This window comes from Curtobacterium sp. MCLR17_044 (assembly GCF_003234435.1).
GTDB lineage: Bacteria > Actinomycetota > Actinomycetes > Actinomycetales > Microbacteriaceae > Curtobacterium > Curtobacterium flaccumfaciens.
In genome coordinates this window covers 12289-33669 of the sequence record NZ_QKTC01000030.1, presented here as the reverse complement: position 1 = coordinate 33669, position 21381 = coordinate 12289, and the positions used below count along the sequence as shown (strand labels likewise).

The window sequence follows — 21381 nt, the reverse complement described above, 5'->3', positions numbered from 1 at the left end:
GGCGGGAGCTTCGGCTGGCTGCGAGGTGACCGTGGCGACGGGGGCGGGCGCGGCGTTGGCGGGCTGGGCAGTGCCGATCATCGTGCCGCCGGCGAACATGACGAGCACGGCGGCGATCAGGGCCGCGGCGACGTGCTGCTGACCGCGGAAGATCGGGAGACGCTTCTTGGTCGGGCGTCCGGTGATGGTGGCGGCGAGCTCGATGAGGAACGGGACCGCGAAGAGGACCCAGGCGACCCAGCCGGCGCAGGGCAGCAGCTTGGTCAGGAGGATCGTGTTGCCGTAGTCCGGTGTGAGCGTGATGACGCTCTGCAGCTGGGCGCCGGTGGGGAGCGGGTTGCCCGCGGCGATGACGAGCACGATCGGGACGCCCACGAGGACGGCGACGATCGCGATGAGAGCGCCGAAACCGGTGATGAACCTACGCATGGTGCTGCCTTTCTGTCCCCCGTGCGGGTGGCATCAGTGTAGGAAGACGGCCACCCGACACACCGGAGCCGCGTCGGAACAGGCCGCCAGAACGGCCGAGCGCGGGCTTTTCCGCACTCGGCCGCTCCTGTGTGGACGTCATCCGTAGGTGCCGCCGTCGGGAACGGTATTGACGCTCTGGAGCTCGCCGACGCGGACCGCGGTGGAACTCTGTGTGTCGCGGACGGCGATCGTGCCGTCGGTGCCACCACCGGTCCAGTTCACCGTCCAGTGACTGGTGGCGTTGACCTGGAAGGTGCCGCCCTTGGAGGTGTGCGTGTACCGGAACCCGCAGGTCGGCGAGTCAGTTGCGACCTGGTTACCCATCGCGGCCTGGTTGAACGCGGTACCGGCACCACAGTTGACGGTCTGGCCGTCGCCGCTGGACCACGTGACTCCGGAAACCGACGCGGTGGCGGTGACGGTGACGCCACCGATGGTCGCGGTCTTGGAGTACGGGCCGTACGTCAGCGGCTGCGGGTTCTCAACCCAGAGCCAGACGGGGATGCCGACCCAGGTGCGGCGGTACGGCGCGGTACCGGCAGGGTCATCGGTATGCGTCTTGCTGGCCGGGGCCATGCCGATGTCGACGCCCTTGAGCTGGAAGGTCTTCACCAGTGCCGCGGCAGCCTGCGCGGGCGTGTACCGGTTGATGCCGGCGGGCGGGGTGTTGGACCAGAAGGTCCCGCCGAAGCAGTCACGTCCCGCGTCGTCGAGGCCGGGGCATGTGCAGGTGTACCAGGCGCCGGTGGCGGCGGACTCGCCAGCTTCCGGGGCCGGCTGGGGGTCACTGAGCTTGACGTACCCGGTGCAGCTTCCTGTGTTGGACCACCAGCCGTCATCGCTCTTGCACGGGACGTCCTTGCCGTCATAGGAGCACTTCTTTGGCCCGGGTGTGAAGCCTGCCGGTGCGCCGTCGTCACTCCCGGGCGTAGGTGCCGGAGCACTGCCGCCACCGCCACCGCCACCGCCACCGCCACCGCCAGGGATACCGACCCCAACGCTGCAGATCGGGCTGAATGGGTCGGTGGAGCATCCTCCGCTGCCATCCGCGAGCGCGGGTGAGGCGCTGAGGACTGAGAGTGCGACAGCGAATGCGAGGAGAGTCGCCGCAAGTCGGGAGCGTTTGCGGATCAGCATGTCGGCGCTCCATCCCCCGTGATGTTCTTGCCTTCGGCGACCTCCCAGGCCTTGCGGTCGGGAATGTACTGCGTCTTGAACTGCACCGGGAAACGAACCGTTGCGGACTTCGGAGCGATCGACCCATCCGACTTCTTGGACACTTGATCGGAGGTGTCGAAGCACCCGACGACGTAGACGGTGCCGTTGGGGATCTGCTTCCCGTCGTGGTCGATCAGCGCTCCGTACGTTGATGCGGCGGCGTCGGCGGTCCACTTCGGCGCCCCGTAGACAGTGACCTTCTGCTGAGCGAGTTGGTCGGCAACGGTGTGCACGGACTTACGTGCGGTGCCGATAGCGAACTTGTCAATCCGGGCAGGGTTGGCGCCAGTGTCGTGCTGGATCTCGTACTGCACAGCGATGAAGTCCTTCACCGTCGCGGATGCACCCTGCCAAGCTGCGTTCTGGTCCTTCGGGGCATCCACGCTGCCGGGCTTGGTGATCGGGCTGTACCCGGTAGGTGTCGGAGTGGGCGTGGTGGTCTTGCTCGAACTCGCGGTCGGGTCCGCTGCGGGGGTGCTGGTGCAGCCGGCGAGGAAGACGAGCGCGCCGATCGCGACCGCGGCAACTGGGGCGAGCCTTGGGTTGATGGTCATGTCGTGTTCCTGTTCGCTAGTGGTCGACGAGGCGGGCGGATGCTGTTGCGTGGACCGGCATGGGGCCAACACCGAAACCGCCGAGGATCTTCGGCGTGTACGTCTGCTCCACGGTGACGTACACCTGGTTGTCGATGATGCTGGCACTGCCGTGGACGCCGGCGGCGTTGATGTAGTTCTCCGCCGCGGTGACGGCGGCGTCGGGGCTGAGGTTGAAGGCGTCTCCGTTGACGGAGTTGCCCGTGGCCGCGTTGGTGCCGGCGCGGGCGGCGCCCTGCGCGATGGTGAGGGCTTGCTGCAGGGTCTGCGTCTTCCCGTCGCCGTCGACAACGGCGCCCCCGATGACCATCATGGCGATGGCGAGGATGACCATCATCGGGATGAATTTCATGTGCTCACCGCTCTCGGTAGGGGTCGACAGGGCTTGAGGCGGTCTTGGTGATCGTCATCGAGCCGGGGATGAACGGGACGGACAGGTCCGCGGTGTTGATGCGGCAGGTGATCGTCGCGGTGACGGTCCCCGTCTGCCCGAGACCGGTGCTGAGCCCGTTGCCACCGATCGCGACATCGAGCGAGGCGCAGTGAACGTTGTCACCGAGCGCGAGCTGCGCGGCTTCCTTGGCGTGCGGGACGGCGTCGGTCCCTCTCGACATGGAAGCGTCCCGCGCAGCAGCGAACGCGGCGGACTGCACGCTGTTGTCGGTGAGCCCGTACCGGCCGAGGAAGACCACGACTCCGATGATCGGGATCAGCGCGACGATCATCATGATCGTCACGGGGGGCAGATCCTCGAGGTCGCCGCGCTCATCGAGGAGGATGCGTCGGATGGTCCTCATCATGGTGCCGGCACCCATCGCTCGACCGGGCCGGTGATCGTGCGATGAACTGGCGGCATCTGCACGCCGGGGATCATCGACACGGCCTGGCCGGTGACGTCGACCGTGACCGTGTCGGCGGATCGGTTCACCGTCACGTTGCTGTGCTGGAGGAACCCACCGGCCTGGTCGAGCACCTGCCGTGCCGAGGCCTGACCGGCCCCGGTGGTGGACTCGTAGGCACGGGCGTCGTTGTACGCCGCGACGGCGGCGTTCTGGGCGACGTTGGTGCCCTGGTACCAGAGCGCGCCCTGTAGCGCCGTGAACAGCAGCAGGAAGATCACGGGCGCGATGATCGCTGACGCTGCGTAGCCGTCTTCGTCGGTCCGCAGTCGTCGTGCGATCGCGATGATGCGCTGCATGGTTCCTCCCTTCCTGGTGCCGGTCGCGGTGTGGGTGTGCGGGCTCAGCCCGGGAGCTTGCCGAGGTAGCCGTTGACCCAGGCGACGATGGTGCCGGCGATCGCGAGCGCGGCGACGGCACCGGAGACGACCCAGATCGCCTTCCAGGCCGAGTCCTCGAGGCCGGCCTCGGCGTCTTCGGTGAGCTTGTCGAGACGCTCCTGCAGATCGGCCTGCAGGGTGACGGTGCGACGGAGAACGGCGGTGCGGATGCGGTTCATGGTGGGTTCCTTTCGGTGGTCAGGTGGTGGTCGTGAGGAGCTGGAGAACGGCAGGGGTCATCGTGATGAGGATGATCGGCAGGAGCGAGACCGCGACCGGCCAGCCCATGCTGGAGGTGACGCGCTCGGCTGCATCCTTGTCGTCGGCTGCGACCTGGCGGCGGAGCTTGTTGCAAGCCGCCCGCAGCTGACTGCGGAGCCCGACGCGGGCTTCGGCGAGGCGCATCATGCGCGCCATCTCGACCAGGGCGGGTACGTCGACCTCGTCGCCGAGGCGAGCGAGTGCGTCCCACTTGGAGACTCGGCTGAGCTCGGCGACCTGGTACTCGCGGCGGATGCGCTTGAACACCCACGAGTCCGAGACGCTCGCCGCGGACTTGAGTGCGTTGTCGGCGTTGACTTCGCCGAGGAGCGCGACCGCGACGAGCTCGAGGTAGACGGTGACGAACCGGGTGAACTCGCGTTGTGCCGCCTTGGCCCGTGCGCGGACGCTGGCGTCTGGGGAGTTCCAGAGGATGAGCGCGACCACGGGTGAGAGCAGCAGCGGCAGCGCGAAGAAGTGCCCGGTGAAGAGCTGGAACAGGAACGGCAGCACCAGCGGCGCGAGGAACCCGAACACGGCCAGCTGCAGCTTCTCGCCGTAGAACTTCGCGACGGGCATTTCGAGGAGGTCGAGCTGCTTGGTCGGTGCCGACAGGCCGGGGAGGTTGGGCAGGTGCTGGTGGAGCCAGCTGCCGGCTCGCTCGAACCCGGGTTGGCGGCCGGCGGCGCTGACCGTGACGGTGTTGACGTCGCCGAGGCGGGCGAGGGCGTCGTCGACGCGGATCGTGCGGGGCGCTCGGGTGAGCAGGAACACGGCGAGGCCGGTTCCCACGAGCGCGCCGGGGAGGAACGCCAGGAGTGCGGGGTTCATCGGCGCGCCTCCGTGTCGGTGATGATGATGCGCGGCTCAGGACGAGTGCGCGTAAGGGACTTGGCCCAGATCAGCAGGGCCACGAAGCCAGCGAGGATGACGGCGAGCAGGACCTGCCCGACGGGGGTGCGGTACGTCGCGATCTGCGGGGTGTGGGAGAACAGGACGATGCCGACGAGCACGATGCCGACGATGAGCGTCATCGTGCGCATGGTGCGTCGGGGCTTGTCCTGCTCGTTGTAGATCTCGAACCGCATCGCGGTCTGCACGGCGAGGTTGTCGGCGACACCGTCGAGGGCCGTGGCGAGGCCTCCAGAGCTGAACTCAGCAGCTTGGATGAGGTAGATGGTGACTTCATCGGCCCACGGGTTGTCGAGCTCGTCGGCGAACGCTCGGAGCGCTGCGGAGCTGGACCAGGAGCCGTTCATGCGGGCTGCGAGGCGGTCAACGGGAACGCGGATGATCGCCGGCGTGGAGGCTCTGGTGACGTCGACGACCTCGCGGAGGGTGAACTCGCCGGTCTCCGCCGTGGATGCCAGGGAGCGGGTCCACGCCTCGAGCGCGGAGAGGAGATCCCGCTCCCGGGTGTCCTGCTTGCCGAGCAGCAGCGGCAGGCCGATGACCGCGGCGGGCACGATGATCAACAGCAGAATGATGCCGGAGATCGCGGCTGCAGCGACGCCGGCGATGAGGCCGAGGATGATCGTGTTCTTCGTCCGGCGTGACACCGCCTTCCAGCGCTGCGCCAGGGTCGGACCGGAGCTCTTCTTCGAGATCGGCTTCGGCGGCGCGGGGCGGAACGCGCGGACGAGCAGGATGATGCCGGTGACGAAGACGGCGCCGGCGAGAGCTGCGAGGAGCGCCATCATTCCTCCCACAGGATCTCGGGGTTGAGCCCGTTGCGGCGGAAGGTCTGCTCGAGCTCGGGCGACGGGCGGTGCTTCTCGTAGATCTCCCGGTCGTAGTTCCACTTGATCAGTGCGGAGGCCAGCGGCGTCTGCCCGTCGCCGCCAGGCTTCGGGATGACTTCGGCGATCTCCGAGACGATGCGGCGGCGGGTGCCGTCGCCGTTCGGGATGGTGTCGAGGTACACGACGATCTGGATCGTGCGGAGGATCTGGCGCAGCGGCACGATGTCGCTGCTGAGGCCCTGTTCGCTCATGAGAACGTCCGCGAAGCGGTGGAGGGCGTCGTTGGCGTTCCGGGCGTGGATCGTCGATAGGGACCCCTTGCCGGCGAGCATCGCCTTGATCGCGACGGGTCCTTCTGGGCCGCGGATCTCGCCGAAGAGGATGCGCTGGGCGGAGACGCGCAGCGACTGTAGGAACGCGTCCTCGAGGCTGTACGGGACGGCGAGGTCGCCGGTGCCGACGGTCGACGGCAGGTACTGCAGATCGGTGACCTGCCGGTGCCGTTCCGGGTTCTTGCCGAGGTAGAGCTCGCGCTCCGTCTCGATCGTCGCGATCTTCTCATCGGGGTGCACCGCGGACATGAGGGCGCGGAGGAAGGTCGTCTTGCCGGCGGCGGGGTAGCCGGCAACGAGGATGCACTGGTTCGCTTCGACGGCGGCGCTGAGGATGCCGGCGCCGGCCTTCGGGAGCGATCCGAGCGCCACCATGTCGGCCAGGTCGATGTCGACGAGGTTGTGCTTTCGGAAGGTGAGGTCCGGCAGCGAGGTGATCGCGGACCCGGTGCCGGAGAACCGGACGCCGCCGATGTCGAGGTCGATGTGGCCATTGGGGCGGGCGAACACGCGTCCGCGGGCGGAGGCCAGGTCAGCGACCATGCGGAGGAGGTCGTCGTTGTTCTCGGCCATCGGGCGGCGCGCTTCGCGGCGGCCGTCGGTCTTGGTGACCATGACGTTGTCGTAGCCGACCACGGTGATGTCTTCGACGTCGGGCTCCCGCAGGAACTGCTGGAACCGGCCGTACCGGAATGCGGTGTCGAACATCGCTTGGACGTGCCGTTCGATGCGGCCGATGTCCCAGTCGTGGTCGGGGCCGTGGTTGACGACCTCGTACTGCACGTGCCGTTCGGTGCGCCGGCGCATCTCAGCCAGCGCCTCTTCCTCGAACTCGGTCTCTGGGCCGACGGAGGCGATCGCGACGTCGAAGTCTGCTCGGGAGCGTGTCGCGGAGTCCAGGAGGTTCAGCTCCTTGACGTGCTCGTCGACGAGCCGCCAGTTGACGTCGTCGGCGTCGCGATCGTGGGTCTCCACGAGCGAGTCTCGGGTGCGATCGCGTCGCATGAACTCGGGGAGCGGTGCGGGGAGCTCGTTCGGCTGCTCGAGCTGCTCGGGTGAGGCGGGGATCGGCTCGACCAGGTGCAGTCGGGCGCCGCTGGCGGCAGCGAAGAGGTGCGCGCGGCCGTCTGCGCGGCCGGGCTCGGTGGGTTCCGGGCTGGTGGGCGCGATGTTCGGGTCTGCCGCGAGGTCGGCCAGGAACGGGCGCTGGCTGATGCTGATCTGGGGGGTCTGCTCGTCGGCCACTCAGCCCACCACCTTCCGGTCAAGATCTGCTGTGGTCTGTTCGTCGAGGGCGGAGACTGCACGACGGACTGCCTGGCGGTAGGCGTTGCGCTGGGGCTTGGCGTCGGGGCGGCCGAGCGAGAACACAGCGGCGCCATCGGGGTCCCAGGGAAGCTCGGCGAGTACGGGCAGGACGTTGCGGCCGAAGTCGCTGGCGGGGATGGCTTCGTAGCGGGATTCGGTCAGGACCAGGCGGTACTTCTCCGCACGGCCGACGCCCTGCAGGCGCTCGGCGAAGTCGGGGAGTTCGGCGCGGCGGTAGATCCGGTTGAGGTCGACCATCGTGCTTTCGGAGAAGACGGTGACGCGGTCTGCGGAGTCGAGCAGGGGCAGTCGGATGTCCTCGTGGGCGATCCGTCCGAGATCCACGATCACGTCGATGCCGGCTTCGCTGATGGCGCGGAAGAGGTGCGGGAAGCGCGCCCACATGCGGCGGACGCCGTCGACGATGCTGAGCTTGTGGAAGCCGGGGACGACCCACATCCGGTGTCCGTTGGGCAGGGCGGGAATTGCCTGCGGGAGGTCGGGGAGTTCGTGCACGGCGATCGACAGCCCGCTCTCGGGCGTGATGAGGTCCTGCCAGGTGAGCACGTTGCGGGAGTAGGCGACGGCGACCTTGTCCAGGCCCCCGGCGCTCGGGTGCAGGTTTGAACGGAAGAACCCCGTCATGGCGGAGGTGGCGTTGGCGGTCTCGGCTTCGAACACGATCACCGGGCGAGGCCAGTGCACCGCGAACGCGAACGCCGCGGTGGTGACGCCGGGAGAGCCTGCGAATGAGGCGAAGGCGTGAACGGCCATGTCAGTCCTCCGCCGCTGCGAGGTAGATGGCGACCTGGCCGGCTGCGGCGCGGCTGGTGACGTCGGCGGCGTTCTTCGCGTTGATGTAGACGTCGACGATCGTCGTGCCGGAGGACTGGCTGGTCCGGGACGCGGAGACGACGCCCTGGATGGGCGCTGCGTTGCTCTTCACGGCGGAGCCGGAGCCGTCCGTTGCGGCGATGGGGACAACCTCGATGCGGTCCCCAGCGACGAGCTGCTGCGCCGGAAGCTGCGCTGGCTTGAGCGAGAGCCCGACGAGCGCCTGGCCGCCCGGGACGGGGAGCGCCGAAGCGACTGCAGAGCGGGTGACGAGGCTGCCCTCTGGGAGATCGACCGTGGCGACCTTGCCGATGAGGCTGCTCGAGTCGGTCGCCGCGACGCCGGCGGTGCGCTGGCCGGCGGCAACGTCGATCGTGGTGAGGTCGTCCTTGGTGATGGTGTCGCCGCGGTCGACGCTCTTGGCGATGACGAACACCTGCTGGGTGTGCGAGGACGTCGAGTAGATGAAGACGCTCGCGACACCGCCAACGATGATGAGCGCGGCCGCGCCGGCCGCGTACACCCACGATCGTCGGGTGCGCACGGGGGCGATTGCACCGGCTTCACCCCGGATGGGGAGATCTCCGGCGGTTCCGGTCGCTGTAGCCACGTGTCTGTCCTTCCGACGACTGCCTCTACCTATAGGAGGTGCGTTCGAGAGGTGCAACCGGGACAAATTCGTTCGAAACAACGCCCCCGAGGTACCCCACGGCACCCGAAATTGCTGGGTGCAACGGTCAGTCTAGCTAGTGCAACAAAATGTGCAAGAGCCACATCGATCAGGTTGCTGAGAGGTTCAGTGGGTTCCGCGGATGCGGTTGCGGTACTCATCGAGTGCCGCGTCGAAGGCCGAAGCGTTGATGTACCAGCGCAGCGGAGGCGTTCCGCCCTTGGGGCCGTGCTGGAAGTCGGGGTCTGGCTGGGGGTCGAGGATGTGTGCTTCGACGAGGGGGCGGATGTGGGCGTTGACGTTGCTGCGGCTGATGCCGAGTTCGCGCATCAGTCCGGCGGCGGTGCAGAAGCCGTCTCGGAACGCGATCGCGAGGATGCGTGCACGCATCTCGGAGAACCCGATGGCCCGCGCGGCGGCGGTGCGCTCGTCTGCGCGCGCGTCGTGGTTCGGGGCCATGGGGTCATTGTTCCGTATGCGGCGACGTTGCTTAGGAGGGAGCCGGTTGCCGCGTCCCTTTCGCCCTCGGCGCCGGCCCGATCTCACCACGTTCCGTCGCCGATCGCGTTGACGCGCCAGAAGGTGGGTCCGGTGCCGCCGATGGTGAACTGGTAGCTCTTCGCGTGTGTGAGCTTGCGGCCCCAGTCCGGCGAGTGGATGAGCCCTCCCTTCCCGTCGTAGATCCCGATGTGGTGCCCTACCCAGGCGATCAGGTCGCCCGCTTGGGCCTCCGATGCGGGGATCTGGTGTGCCTGGGCAAGTTGGCCGGAGACGACGGTGCTGGGCAAATCGACGCCGAGTACCTGGTGATACATGTAGTAGACGAATCCGGTGCAGCACCATCCCGCAGTGGGGCTGCCGGCGGAACCACACGCCCCGGAGTACGGCACCTTCCCGACGTACTGCTCGGCGTAGGCGACCATGTCGGCGCCGGTCTTGCCGTTCGGCGCGGACCAGGACGCGTTCTCGGTTCCGCCACCCCCGCTGTCACCGCTCCCACCGCCGCTGGAGCAGCCGCCGCCGTTGCTGGTGGCCTGGGAGACGGTGTCTGCGGTGACGGTGACGCCCTGGTCGCTCATGAGCGACGCTGCTGCGGTCTCCCACTTCGCGTACGCCTTCGGGAACCCGGAGATTTGCACGGCCTGGGCGGCGTCGTTGAGGCTGAGTTCCTGCCAGTTCGCGACGTCGAGCAGGCCCTTGGGAGTGCCGTGGTTCGGGCCGAGCGGGCCGCCGTAGAACGCCTTGGCTTCGTACGTCGGGTCCTGGCGCTCTTCGAGCGAGCCCCAGTTGGCGCGCTGCTGGAAGATCCCGACCGAGTCCCGGTCTCCGTGATCGAGGTTCCGCAGGCCAGACTCCTGCAGCGCGGTCATGAGCGCGACCTGGATGCCGCGGGAGGGGACGTTGAGGCCACGGCCAACGGCGATGATCGTGCCGGCGTTGCCGCGTTGCTCTCGGGTGAACTTCACCGTCTTGCCGTCGCCGGCGTCGACGGGCGTCGTGCCGCTGGCCGTGGTGGTACCCCCACCCCCTCCGGTCCCGGGGGCGGTGCAGCCGAGCGCGGCCGGTGAGCCGGTGAGCAGCTGCAGGGAGCTGGTGACTACCAGGCCAGTGATACCCAGGACTGGCACGAGGACGACGACCAGGCCTGCGGCCACGATCGCGGCGACCTTCTTGTTCATACGGACGCTCCGGTCTGTGCCGCCTGGGCGGCACGTTCGAGGGCTGCTCGGACGGGCGACTGTGCGACCTGCGCCGGCCGGGCGCGGGTGATGCGGTACACGCCGCTGCTGTCGGTGCTTGCTGGTGCGATTCGCCCGACTCCGGACGGGTCGACCACGATCTGGCGGCCGAACGGGACGGCGCCGGCGCCGGGAGTCGATACCGGGCGGGGACCGGGGATGGATGCGCTGGAGGTGCGGCCGGGGGCCTGCGCGACGCCGCCGTGCGCCACCTTCCGGTCGAGCACCTTGCCCGCGACGGAGGGGATCGTGCTGAGGGCCTGGCGCTGCAGCACCTTCTTACCGCCGATCTGCATCGCCTTCATCGCGACGGCGGAGGTGCCGCCGGTGGATGCTGCGGCCACGAGCTGCCCCGCCGTCGCGGCGGAGCGAACCGCGGTGGAGACGGCGCCGCCGGGGCGCCGAGCGGATGGTGTCGCGGTGAGGTGTCCAGCGTCGAGCGGGCTCGGTGCCGGCGCCGCTGGCAGCTCGGGCTTCGGGCGGGGCCGGGAGAGCCGGTTCGCGGCGTACCGGCCGGCGGTGCGGAGGGTCTCGGCCTTGATCGGCGAGAGCGGCTGCCGCTGGCCCGAGCCGACTCGGTTGCCGAGCGTCGCGAGCCACTTCGCGAGGTTCTTCCCCGATCGGCGGGCTGCGAAGAAGGCCCAGAAGAGCGTGATGATCAGGGCGATCACGAAGATGTCGATGACCGTGGTCTGCGCGACGATCGACAGGCCCGCGTCGGAGACGGCCTTCATGACGGACCCGAGGATCTTGAGGTACGCGGCGAGCATGACGATCGACACCGCGAGGGAGAACGCCCCGACGTACATCCCGACCCACGAGCGCCAGAGCGCCTCACGGGCGACGCCGGGCAACATGGCGGCATAGACGTTGACCATCAGCTTCGAGGCGTTCATCAGGGCGTAGATGACGGCGATCATCGTGATCAGCGCCATCGCCAGCGCGATGAGGAGCAGCGTGCCGCTCCCTCCCTGGATTGAGAGCGTCGTGAGGATCTGGGACGTGCTCGGGTGGGTGACGTACTCCTGAGCGTCCTTGTCGCACTTGCCGACGGCGTCGCGGACGTTGGTCGAGCTGCTGTCGAACGCGGAGGCGTTCTTCATCTGCTGGGTGAAGGTGGTGTCGCACTCCCCCGACAGTGCGTGGCCGAAGGCGATCTCCTGCGCGGGGATGCGCACGAACACGTCGATCAGGCCCCCCATCAGCGACTGTGAGATCAGGTCTTTCGCCTGGTCCTTGTCCGGGGTGCCGGTGGGGTCGGCGCCGTCGGTGGAGAGCACGCTGACGGAGAGGTTCGCGCCGGTGGACTCGGCCCAGGTGAGTGCGCCGTGATCGCCGGTCAGTGCGGCGACGGGGTTGGCGAGGGCCCCGGTGGCGAGGACGAAGCACAGGACGGAGACGCCGAGGTCGACGGCGCCCTTGGCGAACTTGCCGAACGCAACAGCGCAGCCGAAGACGAGGCCGGCGACGGCGAGGGCGACCGGTGCCCATCCGAACTGGGACAGCACGGACTGGATGGTGTCGGCGATCGCGCCGACCGGAGTTGCGATCCAGTCCACCCAGGTGAACTCGAGCAGGAACGACAGCAGCCAGAGGCACCACGAGAAGCACGCGAGGTTGATGGTCCAGAGCAGGTCGATGACCCAGGAGATCGCGGTCTTCTGCGGGTGCCACACGTCGCCGCGGTCGAGCGGCAGGATCGTGTATCGCCACAGCGGGACCCCGTTGGAGTCCTTGAGGTCGCTCGGCGGCATGTAGGGCGGGGCTGAGGAGTTGGCGGAGCCGTCGGCGTACGCGGCGGGCACGGCGAGGATCGCCGAGATCAGCCAGCAGAGCACGAGGGCGAGCAGCATCGCCGTCTTGGGGTGGCGGCAGGCCCACCACCAGAGCCGACGGGCTCGAGCGCGAGCGGTCCGGAACCCGGACAGGGCGAAGGTGATCATGCGGACACCCGTTCCTCCGTGATGACGCTCTTCGATGGCGTGGAGAGCACCGCCTTGCGACGGTCGGGCTCCTGCGGGAGGGCGACGCGGATCTTGCCCATGCGGCCCTGGATGTCGAGGTAGAGCGCTTCGCCGCGGCGGTCGGGGGCGACGTACCCGTCGGGGCCGATCGGGGAGAGATCCTTCGTGACGATGTTGACCATCGCCGGGTCCTGTCCGAGCCCTTCGTGGAACCAGTCGAGATTGCCGGCGGCGAGCCCTTGGTCGGTCTGACGCATCACGACGCGGGTCTTGATCATGCCGCGGGAGAGCTCGTCGCCGAAGTCGTGAGCGTCCTGGCTGGCGACGGCGACGCCGGCCTTGTGCTTGCGGCCGTCGCGGTAGAAGATCTTGAGCTGCTGCTGCCCCTCCGGCGAGGCGGTGACGTGGAAGACCTCGTCGACGGCGAACACGGCGAGCTCGTTGTCGTCCGCGAAGCACACCTGCCGGCTGATGGTCACCAGCAGCGCGTACATCGCCCGACCGAAGAGCTTCTCGATCGGCATCTCATCGAAGAGCTTCGGGTTGTTGATCTCGTCCGCTTCGGGCAGCGCAACGCCGTGGGTGAGGAACGCGATCGCCCGCTTGGACAGGTCCAGCGCCGGCAGATCGGAATCGAACAGCACCTTCCCGAAGTGCTTGTCGACGTAGAGACCCATCAGGTCCGCGAGGGTCTCGGCCTGGTCGTCGCCTCCCTTGCCGAGCTCCTGCAGGTGCCGGTAGAGGGCACCCATCGATGTGAGCTCGTGCTCGGTGGCGTACTCGGGGCCGAGCACCTTCGACAGCCGTGCGCCCTCCCGGGACCGCGCCGGGACGCCGAGGAGGGCCGACATGAGCGTCTGCGCTGCAGCTGCGCCCTCGCGGGCGCCGAAGATCCGCAGCGGGTCCAGCGACCAGAGCGGATCGGTGAGATCCACCACCGCGGTCTGCTTCTTCGCGAGCGTCTCGGCGAACTTGGCGTACTCCTTGAGCACCGTGCGGTCGATGAGCACGATGCGGGCACCGCGGTCGAAGTTGGCGCCGAGCACGCTCTTGAGCGCGGTCGTCTTGCCCGCCCCGGGCTCGGCGGCGAACGCGATCGATGCGGAGACGTCGGCGAGGACGTGCGACTCGAAATCGAGCAGCACCGGGCGTTCGGTCCCGGAGGTGACGTTGTGGGCGAACAGCATCCCGGTCGGGTCGCCGAGGTCGGTGGAGGTCAGCGGCACCATCGTGGAGAACATCGCGCCGGAGGTGATCTCGACGAACTCGCGCACCTGGCGGGAGGTCGGGACGCCGGGCTGCATGCCCCACCAGAGCGCCTCCTGCGCGCCGAGTGGGATGTCGAACGTGAAGTCGATGCCCTTGAAGTCCTTCTGCAGGAACTGGGCGCGCGCTCGTGCTTCCTCGGCGGTGGGAGCACCGATGGCGAGGACCATCGTCGCCTGGATCTCGACTTCCTTGTCCGACCGGTTCAGGGCCGCGTGGTACTCAGCCAGTGTCGCGGCGGTCTCCGACAGGGCGCCGCCTGATCCGGTGATCGCTGCGGTCCCGTCCTGCTGGTCCAGCTGGTCAGTGAGATTGATCTCGGCGCGCTTGTTGCGGCGGGCGGCGTCGCGACCGGCGAGGACGCTGAGCCGGAGCGCCCAGTCCGCCTCGACGCCGAGCTCGTCGATCCGTCCGACCCAGTCAACGGCGGGGGTCTCCCAGCCGCCCTTCGGGGTGCCGGCGAGGGCGAGGAGCACCTGATACGACGTGCTGTCTTCCCGCAGGTTCTGCACCTTGACGTAGCGACGGGAGAACGGGTCGAACTTCTCGAGCTTGTTCGTGATGTCGCTTTGGCCGCCCTCATCGATGACCGGGTTCGGGAACACGGCGGCGGAGGCGACGCGCTGCGGGAGCTCGTCGACGCCGTACTGCTGTGCGACGCCGCCAAGGGTGCGCCCGGTCTGATCCGGAGCTGCGAGGTCGAGACCGAGGCCGCGGGTCTGCGAGTGCGCGGCGATCCACACCTGTTCGGCGACAGTGGAGCGGTGCGGCTCGAACGCGGCGGGCAGCTGCTCTTCGATCTTGCCTGCAGCCTGGAGTGCGGCGAGGATCTCCTTCGGCGTCGGCGGGCGCATCGGCAGCGAGAGCAGGTCGCGTGCGGCGACCTCAGCGCTGCGACGGGCGGTCGCTGCGGGGCCACCGACACGGAGCGGCGCGCACAGCCAGAACTCCCGCTTGCCGAGGGGCCGCTCGGCGAGTGCGTCGAGGGTGAGCATCGTTTCCATCGCCCATGCCGGGCTCTCGTTCATGTCGACGTTGGCGAGCATGCGGTTCACGATCGAGATCGGGTCGAGGTCCGCGGTGAGGCCGAGGAGCAGGTACTCCCCGCGGATCGACTGGAACAGATCCTGGTGGTATGCCTGCGACCAAGCCTGCTTCTGGCTGCTCCCGAAGCCCTTCGCGAGCCCGTTGAGCCGCCAGGTGGCCCACACGGTCCCGCTGCGGGTCCACATCAGGTGCCCGGTCATTGCGATTGCTGGCAGACGGTTCACTGGGATTCCTTTCGACGGGCCTGCTCGAGCAGGCGCTCGACGCCGGTCGCATAGCTACGACGGAGCGGGATGACGTTCGAGGGCAGCTCGGCCTCGGTGGCTGGTGCGGCTACGGCTACGGCCTCGACTGCGGCCGGTGCCGGTGCCGGTATCGCCAGGGCGGGTGCAGCAGGTTTCGCGACCGCCACCGGCGCGGCTGCGGTCGCGATCTGGACGCCCTGCTCCAGCTGCATGAGGACAGTCCCGTCGACTCGGTGGGGGCGAGCGATGCTGATCCGTCGGCCCTGGTAGGTGCCCAGATCCGGCAGCGACAGCGCGGTGCCGAAGTCGGACGCGAGGTCCATGAGCCGGCGGCGGGTGGAAGGGATCTTGCCGGTCGCCCAGGTGGTGCCGAAGGCGATGCCAGCGAGGACCGTCATCCGAACGAGCGGGTACAGGCCCGCGCCCCAGAGGCCGGCGGTCTTGTACCCAATCCACAGCACGATCCCGCCGACCACGATCTGCGTCAGCGTGTACGGGCCGCCCGGGATGCGGGCGCCGTTGATCTTGCCGATGAGAACCGGGATACGGCGTGCAGCGGTGTAGAACCGCGCGACGGTGGGAGTGTGCTGCTCGGACATGGGCGTGGATCAGCTCCCCAGCTGGTCCTTGAGCTGGTTGCCCAGCCAGATCGTGCCGCCGCCGCCGACGGCGAAGGCGATGAGCGCGCCGACGAAGATGCCCTGGATGATGCCGCCCATCGCCCAGCCCTTCTTGATCGAGATCATGAAGAACGCGACGAGGCCGATGACGACACCAGCGGTGATGATGAGCGCCTTGAACTGGTTGAGCTGGTCGTTGGCGGTGTCGACGAGCCCGCCGGCGAGGACGGGTCCGGTGACGTCGCCGATGGCGAGGGCGGTCTTGACGGTCAGCCGGGTGGTCGCGTCGGTGACGCCGGTGACAGCGGTGGTGGCGAGGGTGGTGATGGACATGGTCAGTTCCCTTCGGTCGGTGCGGGGGTGGCCGACGGCGCCGGGGTAGCGGCGTCGGAGTTCGAGAGCGTCGGTGCGGTACCGAGCGCGGACACTTCCCATCGGTCCGCGCGTGCGCGGAGGGTGATCGGGTAGGTGGCGGTGACCTGCTGGCCGACGGAGTTGGACGCCGTGACGGTCGCGTAGACGTTCACGGTCGCGCCGTCGGTGGGGTGCTCGGACGGCGTCGTGGTGGCGGTGAGGGTCCCGATCGACAGGGACGCGTACGGGGCCGGGTCGATCGGGGGGATGGACTTCGAGGGCGCGGTGTAGGGCTCCGTGTCGCCCTGCCCGGTGAGGTAGGCGGCGAGGAATGCGTTGACGGCCTTCCCGGCGGCGGAGCTAGTGGAGATGGTTTCGCCGTAGCCGAGGGAGACCCCGTCGGTGGTGTGCCGGGGGCCGGCGACCGGGGCGGGCAGCCCGACGGCGCTGAGCTTGTTGCCGCCGTCGGTGACGGTGACCTGGAAGTAGCGGCGCGGCCACTGGTCGCCCTTGTCGGCGTCGATGGTGTCGTCCTTCACGTTCGCCGCGACGACAACCTGGGCGAGCCCGTCGCGGGTGGTCGTCGATGAGGCAACGACCAGATCGCGGTACTGGAACCCGGTCTTGGGCAGCTCGATGTTGGTCGTCGTGTAGGCGTCGAGTGCGGACGAGTTGTCGCGGTCGGCGGCGAGCCACGCTGCGACGAAGCCGGCGGCGAAGCTGCCAGCGGACTGCTGCAGCGGCGACGCCTGCTCGGAGCTGACTGCCCGGGGAGCGGCCTCGGAGCTGCCGCCGCCGGAGAGGACGGTCAGCGCCAGTGCGGCCGGCCCGCAGACGAGAGCGGCGGCGATCGCGATCGTGACGCCTCGCGCGCTGAGGCGTCCACCGTTGGTCCACTGCGCGGCCTGTGCGGTGGTTTCGGGCTCGGTCGATGCCGGCTGCGGGGTCTTCTTCTTCGGCAGCTTCATCACGCGCTCCTTCCGCGGACACGGACCGCGTCGATCGCACGCTGGTACTCCGGCGACTGCAGGTAACGCAGCGCCCGCGCCTGGGTCTCCGGGCTGAACGGCTTCTCGTGCAGATCGAGTGCGACGTCCTGTGCCTGGTCGTAGGCGGAGAGCACTCGGGCGTGCTCGTTCAGCTCCTTGAGCATCCCGTCGGGCAGCTGCGGTGCTGCGTCGTCGTGCGTGGGCATCGCACGGTCCCTTCGTCGATGGCGAGACCGGAAATGGCCTCTCACCTGTAAAGGGGTGCCCCCGATCGGGTCGACCGGGACAAATTCCTCGAGCAATTTTTCTGAGGCCCGTTCCTCCGCCGATCCCCGTGTTCATGCGCCTCGTGGAGGGACCAGGTGACAGCCGGCATCTCGGCCGCCGAAGCGTGTTTCCCGGTACCCCCGGCAGTACCTCCCGCGTGAGGACCGTCGTTCGAGTCAACGGTTCGTCTCACCTCGGGGGTTCTCATGAGCACCATCACCAACCGTGCTTTCTCGCTCGACAGCAAGCTGCGTCGGGAGTGGGCGGACGAGATCGCGGGCCGTGTGCACGCCTTCGGCAGTCACGGCACGATGACCGCCGACGCGATGCTCGATCAGGCTCGTCGGACCGTCGACGGTGACCGTGACGCTCTGCTGCACGAGCTGCTCGAGCTGGCGCACGCCGGTGACCGGATCGCTGAGCGGGTGCTGCTGCAGCTGCTGATCCCGGCGGCGCGGAGCATGGCGCACCGGGTCCACGCGCTCGACGAGCTCAGCAGGAACGACCGGGTCGACATCGCGATCGGTGCCGCGTGGGAGAGCATCCGCCGGTACAAGCTGCACCTTCACAGCCGGGTGATGGCGAACCTGACGATGGGCACGCTCAGCGTGATCGCACCGAAGCCGTCCGCGAACGACCGACTCGTCGCCGGCGTCACCAACTGCGTCACGGACGAGGTCCTCGAGCACGTCGCCGGCGCATGGACCGAGCCGGAGCCCTCCCCCGAGTCCGAGCTCGCGAACCTGCTGACCTGGGCGGTCGACACGCACGTGGTCTCCACGGAGGAAGTCGCCTTGCTCGGCCGTGCTTACCTCGGCGAGGAGAGCCACACCGCGATCGCCGCGGATCTCGGCATCACCAGCGAAGGCGTCCGGAAGCGCCTCGCGCGGGTCCGGAACCGCATCGGCATCGCCGCCCGCACCGCGTACGCCGCCTGAGCGAGGCCCCCACCATGCGCAAGCTTCTCCTCGTCGCCGCTGCGATCGCCGCGGTCGTCATCGCCATCGTCGTCATCGCCGTGCACCGGCCCACCGCACAGCACCCTGAGACGAACGGCGCAGCCCCGGCCGCTGTCCCCTCCGCCTCGAGCGGGTCCGACGACCGGGAGTTGCAGGAGCTGCTCAACACACGACTCAGCACTACCGGTGCGCAGCTCTCGGTGGGCCTGCCCGCCACCCTCACCATCGACGCCGCGAACGGGGACACCGTGTACGCCCGCGTCACGATGGACGAACTCACCAAGCTGCCCGCTGACCAGGTCGCTGCCGTCCTGCAGCAGCGCTCCGCTCTCGCTGGCTACGACACGGTGTGGACGATGCCCGTGTCGCTGACGGTGCTCGGCGTCGTCGACGAAGACGGCACGCACGTCGAACCGACCGCGGCGCTGACCGCCTCCGACCTGGCGCGCTTCACGATCGCCACGCACCCCGGCGCGGACCAGCTGTCCAGCGCGAACACCCTGACTTCCCCGGAATGCGCGGGCCTGGACTCCGTCTCCCCGGTCGCTGCCGGCCGCACCCTCACCTGGTGCATCCACGCCTTCGCTGACGGGTCGTCGAACCAGCCCACGGGCGGTCAGTACGAGACGAGCACCGGCACCTATCAGACGCCGATCACGTGGGCGTCGAAGCGATACGCCGCGCCCGAGATCCCCTGAGCTCGACTGATTTGTCCCGGTTCCCCCGGACGAGGTCACCCCTTTACCAGTGAGGGCCACACCGGTCCGCGATGAAGGGAGCCGCTGTGCAGAACAGCAACGACGACATGTGGACCTGGTTCGCCGGGATCATCGCCGCGGTGGTCATCGGACCAACGCTGCTCGCGAGTGCCGTACCCACCGCGCAAGCCTGGCTCGTGAAGGCGCACGTGCTCGCCACGGAGGGGGTACTGATCCCGATCGGTACCGGTGCAGGCCTTGATCTGGCGCGGATCGCGATCGCCGCCGGCGCGCTGGTACTGGTGGTGCTGATCGTGGTGCTGCTGGTGCGTTCGCGGGTCCGCGCAGCGCAGGAGAAGCGGAGCCGCGCGTGAGCCGGGCTGTCGGCATCGACCGGCTGCCCAGACGCGGAGGATGGTTCGGCGGCGTCGCGACGATCGTCGCGCTCGCCCTCGTCGGCACCGGGATCGCTGCGGCGGTCTCGGCGACCGGCCTCGCCGTCGGCATCGGGATCGGGGCGGTACTGGCCGTCGCCGGCATCATCGTCTTCCACACGCGCGCCGCCCGTCGTGCCGAGCAGGTCGACCTGTTCCTCATCAGCGTCAACACCGTCCTCGGCTGGCCCGAGCCCGACCGCTCTCGCGTGCGTGCGGCAGCGTGGAAGGGCTCCTGGGTTGGCACCCCGCGGAAGCTCCGGCTCTCGTACAACACGGCGTCCGCCGTCGACGTCAGCGCGATCGAGCTCGTCAACGAGCTCCGCCGTCGCGCCGCAGCCCGGTTCGGCATCAGCTACCGCGTCGCCAAGCACAACGAACGTCGCGGGCTGGTCTGGCTCACCGAGCACGACTCCGTCACCGACCGCGAGGCGGATGAGAAGACCGAGCGTGTCCGGACGCAGATGGCGAAGACGTTCGGCGCTGACGCGCAGGTCACGACGAAGACGGACGACGACGGCGAGCCGAAGGAGATCACGGTCAAGTTCGAGGTGTCCCCGCGCCTGACCCGTGAGGGCGTGCGCACCCACATCGAGAGCGCCACCAGCGCGGTCCTCGCCGGTCGGTGGCGAGCGTTCTGGGATCTCCAACGCGACTTCGTCCGGTTCGAGCTGCGCCCCAAGCTGGAGTCCCTGATCCCGAACCCGGCCGTCGCGCCGGAGAACGTGGACCCGAAGGCCGGCTACGACCAGATGGCCGTCCCGATCGGCAAGGACGAGGACGGCGAGGTCATCGTCTGGAAGCCGAAGGACCAGGCCCACGGAATGGTCACCGGTGAGACCGGTAAGGGCAAGACCGTCGTGATCCTCGGCATCGTCATGTACCTCGCCGCGCACGGCTGGCGGATCTGGGGCATCGACGGCAAGCGCATCGAGCTGCTCGGTCTGCGCGAGTACCCCAACGTCGAGCTCATCGCCGGCCGCATCGATCACCAGGCCCGCGTCGTCCGCGCCGTATACGAGCTGATGCAGGAACGCATGGAGGCGTACGAGAGCCGCCGGGTGCGCCTAAACGACTTCGAGCCGGTCCTGTTCGTCGTCGACGAGTTCAAGACCTTCCGCAACGCCCTGCTCGCCTGGTACCGCTCCGTGAAGCCCAAGGGCGCGTCGACGACCCCGGTCACCCTCACCGAGTTCTCCGACATCGTCAGCCTCGGCCGGAAGCTCCGCATCCACCTCCTGATCGGCCTGCAGCGCCCGGACGCCGAGTTCCTGACCGGTGACATGCGCGACAACTTCGGGTTCCGCGTCAGCCTCGGCAAGCTCTCCCCCGAGGGCGCGAAGATGATGTGGCAGTCGTTCGTGACCGGCACCACGGTGCCCGTGAACGCCAAGGGCCGCGGCATGGCCCGCAACAAGTCCGGTACCCCCGTCGAGCTGCAGACCTACTGGACTCCGGACCCCGAGCAGACCGATCCCGAGAACCCCTCTGAGTGGGCGTTCGAGACCGACCTGCAGCTGGTCGAGAACCTCCGTCCGCGCGTGAACCTCTGGGACACGAAGCGGATCATCGACCCAGACGACTCCCCCGAGTTCGACGACAACGGCAAGCTCATCAAGAACGGCGCCGACTTCGACGACTACATGAACGCCCGGATCGCGAAGGCGACGATCGCGGACGCGATGCCGATCCGGAAGATGGCCGGCGTCTACGAGTCCCCCGTCGCGAAGCAGCTCGAGCAGATCCAGATCGAGGCCGAGGAACCCGACGAACAGCTGCAGCCGTTCGAGGGCTACACCGAACCCAGCACCTCGAGCGTGGAAGAGCTCCTCGACGGCAACGGGTACCTCCAGACCGAAGGTGCGCTCGTCGAGGTCGAGGAGGGCGTCTGGGGCGTCCTCGAGTTCGCTGGCTACGACGACGCCGACGAGGGCTACGTCGAGCTGTCCTACCGCGACTATGAGTCCGGTGAGCCTGGCACGGTCTCCCTGCCCGGCGACGACCGCATCGACATGCGCCTGCCGGACGCCCAGTGATCCGACACGCCGGGGACGCACTACGGGCAATTAGTGCATACGTGCACTTAGCTTG

General features: G+C 68.6%; 23 protein-coding genes and 1 pseudogene. 4 read left to right on the top strand and 20 right to left on the bottom strand.

Annotated features, from left to right (window positions below; genetic code table 11):
- From DEJ04_RS17010 to DEJ04_RS16910, 20 genes and pseudogenes are all read right to left on the bottom strand, one after another.
- Nucleotides 1-429: pseudogene (locus DEJ04_RS17010) on the bottom strand (hypothetical protein); the annotation flags it as partial.
- A gap of 138 nt (nt 430-567) precedes the next feature.
- The gene (locus tag DEJ04_RS18775) at nt 568-1608 is read right to left on the bottom strand and encodes a hypothetical protein (protein WP_258371418.1); all 1041 of its coding nucleotides are present in this window, start codon (nt 1606-1608) and stop codon (nt 568-570) included.
- The gene (locus DEJ04_RS17000) at nt 1602-2243 is read right to left on the bottom strand and encodes a hypothetical protein (RefSeq protein WP_111047853.1); all 642 of its coding nucleotides are present in this window, start codon (nt 2241-2243) and stop codon (nt 1602-1604) included. Before DEJ04_RS17000 ends, DEJ04_RS18775 begins: the two co-directional genes overlap by 7 nt.
- 16 nt (nt 2244-2259) lie before the next feature.
- Entirely contained in the window at nt 2260-2634 is a 375-nt protein-coding gene (locus tag DEJ04_RS16995) for a hypothetical protein (protein WP_111047852.1), read from the bottom strand.
- Between the two features lie 4 nt (nt 2635-2638).
- Nucleotides 2639-3082, bottom strand: coding sequence for a hypothetical protein (locus tag DEJ04_RS16990; protein WP_258371417.1), 444 nt, complete (start codon nt 3080-3082; stop codon nt 2639-2641).
- A complete protein-coding gene (locus DEJ04_RS16985) occupies nt 3079-3480 on the bottom strand; it encodes a TadE/TadG family type IV pilus assembly protein (RefSeq protein WP_111047851.1) in 402 nt (133 codons plus the stop codon). The genes DEJ04_RS16990 and DEJ04_RS16985 overlap by 4 nt, the downstream gene beginning before the upstream one ends.
- Before the next feature lie 44 nt (nt 3481-3524).
- Nucleotides 3525-3740, bottom strand: a complete 216-nt coding sequence (locus tag DEJ04_RS16980) for a hypothetical protein (protein ID WP_111047850.1) — start codon at nt 3738-3740, stop codon at nt 3525-3527.
- A gap of 19 nt (nt 3741-3759) precedes the next feature.
- Entirely contained in the window at nt 3760-4653 is an 894-nt protein-coding gene (locus tag DEJ04_RS16975; RefSeq protein ID WP_111047849.1) for a hypothetical protein, read from the bottom strand.
- Nucleotides 4650-5519, bottom strand: a complete 870-nt coding sequence (locus DEJ04_RS16970; RefSeq protein WP_111047848.1) for a type II secretion system F family protein — start codon at nt 5517-5519, stop codon at nt 4650-4652. Before DEJ04_RS16970 ends, DEJ04_RS16975 begins: the two co-directional genes overlap by 4 nt.
- Complete coding sequence (locus tag DEJ04_RS16965) at nt 5519-7141, bottom strand: ATPase, T2SS/T4P/T4SS family (protein ID WP_111047847.1); 1623 nt, start codon at nt 7139-7141, stop codon at nt 5519-5521. The genes DEJ04_RS16970 and DEJ04_RS16965 overlap by 1 nt, the downstream gene beginning before the upstream one ends.
- A complete protein-coding gene (locus DEJ04_RS16960; protein WP_111047846.1) occupies nt 7142-7978 on the bottom strand; it encodes a hypothetical protein in 837 nt (278 codons plus the stop codon).
- Nucleotide 7979: 1 nt separating this feature from the next.
- Nucleotides 7980-8582, bottom strand: coding sequence for an SAF domain-containing protein (locus DEJ04_RS16955; RefSeq protein ID WP_181437869.1), 603 nt, complete (start codon nt 8580-8582; stop codon nt 7980-7982).
- Between the two features lie 252 nt (nt 8583-8834).
- Nucleotides 8835-9167: a winged helix-turn-helix domain-containing protein gene (locus tag DEJ04_RS16950; RefSeq protein ID WP_111047844.1), complete on the bottom strand. Its 333-nt coding sequence runs from the start codon at nt 9165-9167 to the stop codon at nt 8835-8837.
- An 83-nt stretch (nt 9168-9250) separates the two neighbouring features.
- Nucleotides 9251-10387 carry a C40 family peptidase gene (locus DEJ04_RS16945; RefSeq protein WP_111047843.1) on the bottom strand — a complete coding sequence of 379 codons (1137 nt, stop codon included), beginning with the start codon at nt 10385-10387 and terminating at the stop codon, nt 9251-9253.
- Nucleotides 10384-12390, bottom strand: coding sequence for a hypothetical protein (locus tag DEJ04_RS16940; protein ID WP_111047842.1), 2007 nt, complete (start codon nt 12388-12390; stop codon nt 10384-10386). Before DEJ04_RS16940 ends, DEJ04_RS16945 begins: the two co-directional genes overlap by 4 nt.
- Nucleotides 12387-14924: an ATP-binding protein gene (locus tag DEJ04_RS18770; protein ID WP_258371416.1), complete on the bottom strand. Its 2538-nt coding sequence runs from the start codon at nt 14922-14924 to the stop codon at nt 12387-12389. The genes DEJ04_RS16940 and DEJ04_RS18770 overlap by 4 nt, the downstream gene beginning before the upstream one ends.
- A gap of 20 nt (nt 14925-14944) precedes the next feature.
- Complete coding sequence (locus DEJ04_RS16925; protein WP_111047841.1) at nt 14945-15568, bottom strand: hypothetical protein; 624 nt, start codon at nt 15566-15568, stop codon at nt 14945-14947.
- Between the two features lie 9 nt (nt 15569-15577).
- Complete coding sequence (locus tag DEJ04_RS16920; RefSeq protein WP_111047840.1) at nt 15578-15922, bottom strand: hypothetical protein; 345 nt, start codon at nt 15920-15922, stop codon at nt 15578-15580.
- Between the two features lie 2 nt (nt 15923-15924).
- Nucleotides 15925-16911: a conjugal transfer protein gene (locus DEJ04_RS16915; protein ID WP_111047839.1), complete on the bottom strand. Its 987-nt coding sequence runs from the start codon at nt 16909-16911 to the stop codon at nt 15925-15927.
- Entirely contained in the window at nt 16911-17138 is a 228-nt protein-coding gene (locus DEJ04_RS16910) for a hypothetical protein (protein WP_111047838.1), read from the bottom strand. Before DEJ04_RS16910 ends, DEJ04_RS16915 begins: the two co-directional genes overlap by 1 nt.
- A gap of 267 nt (nt 17139-17405) precedes the next feature.
- Here DEJ04_RS16910 and DEJ04_RS16905 point away from each other — a divergent pair, with 267 nt between their 5' ends.
- The 4 genes from DEJ04_RS16905 (at nt 17406) to DEJ04_RS16890 (ending at nt 21326) form a co-directional block, all read left to right on the top strand.
- Nucleotides 17406-18137 carry a hypothetical protein gene (locus DEJ04_RS16905; RefSeq protein WP_111047837.1) on the top strand — a complete coding sequence of 244 codons (732 nt, stop codon included), beginning with the start codon at nt 17406-17408 and terminating at the stop codon, nt 18135-18137.
- 14 nt (nt 18138-18151) lie between these two features.
- On the top strand, nt 18152-18856 hold the full coding sequence (locus tag DEJ04_RS16900) for a hypothetical protein (protein WP_111047836.1): 705 nt from the start codon (nt 18152-18154) through the stop codon (nt 18854-18856).
- Nucleotides 18857-18942: 86 nt separating this feature from the next.
- A complete protein-coding gene (locus tag DEJ04_RS16895; RefSeq protein ID WP_146248750.1) occupies nt 18943-19230 on the top strand; it encodes a hypothetical protein in 288 nt (95 codons plus the stop codon).
- The gene (locus DEJ04_RS16890; RefSeq protein WP_111047834.1) at nt 19227-21326 is read left to right on the top strand and encodes an FtsK/SpoIIIE domain-containing protein; all 2100 of its coding nucleotides are present in this window, start codon (nt 19227-19229) and stop codon (nt 21324-21326) included. Before DEJ04_RS16895 ends, DEJ04_RS16890 begins: the two co-directional genes overlap by 4 nt.
- The last annotated feature ends 55 nt before the right edge of the window (nt 21327-21381 follow it).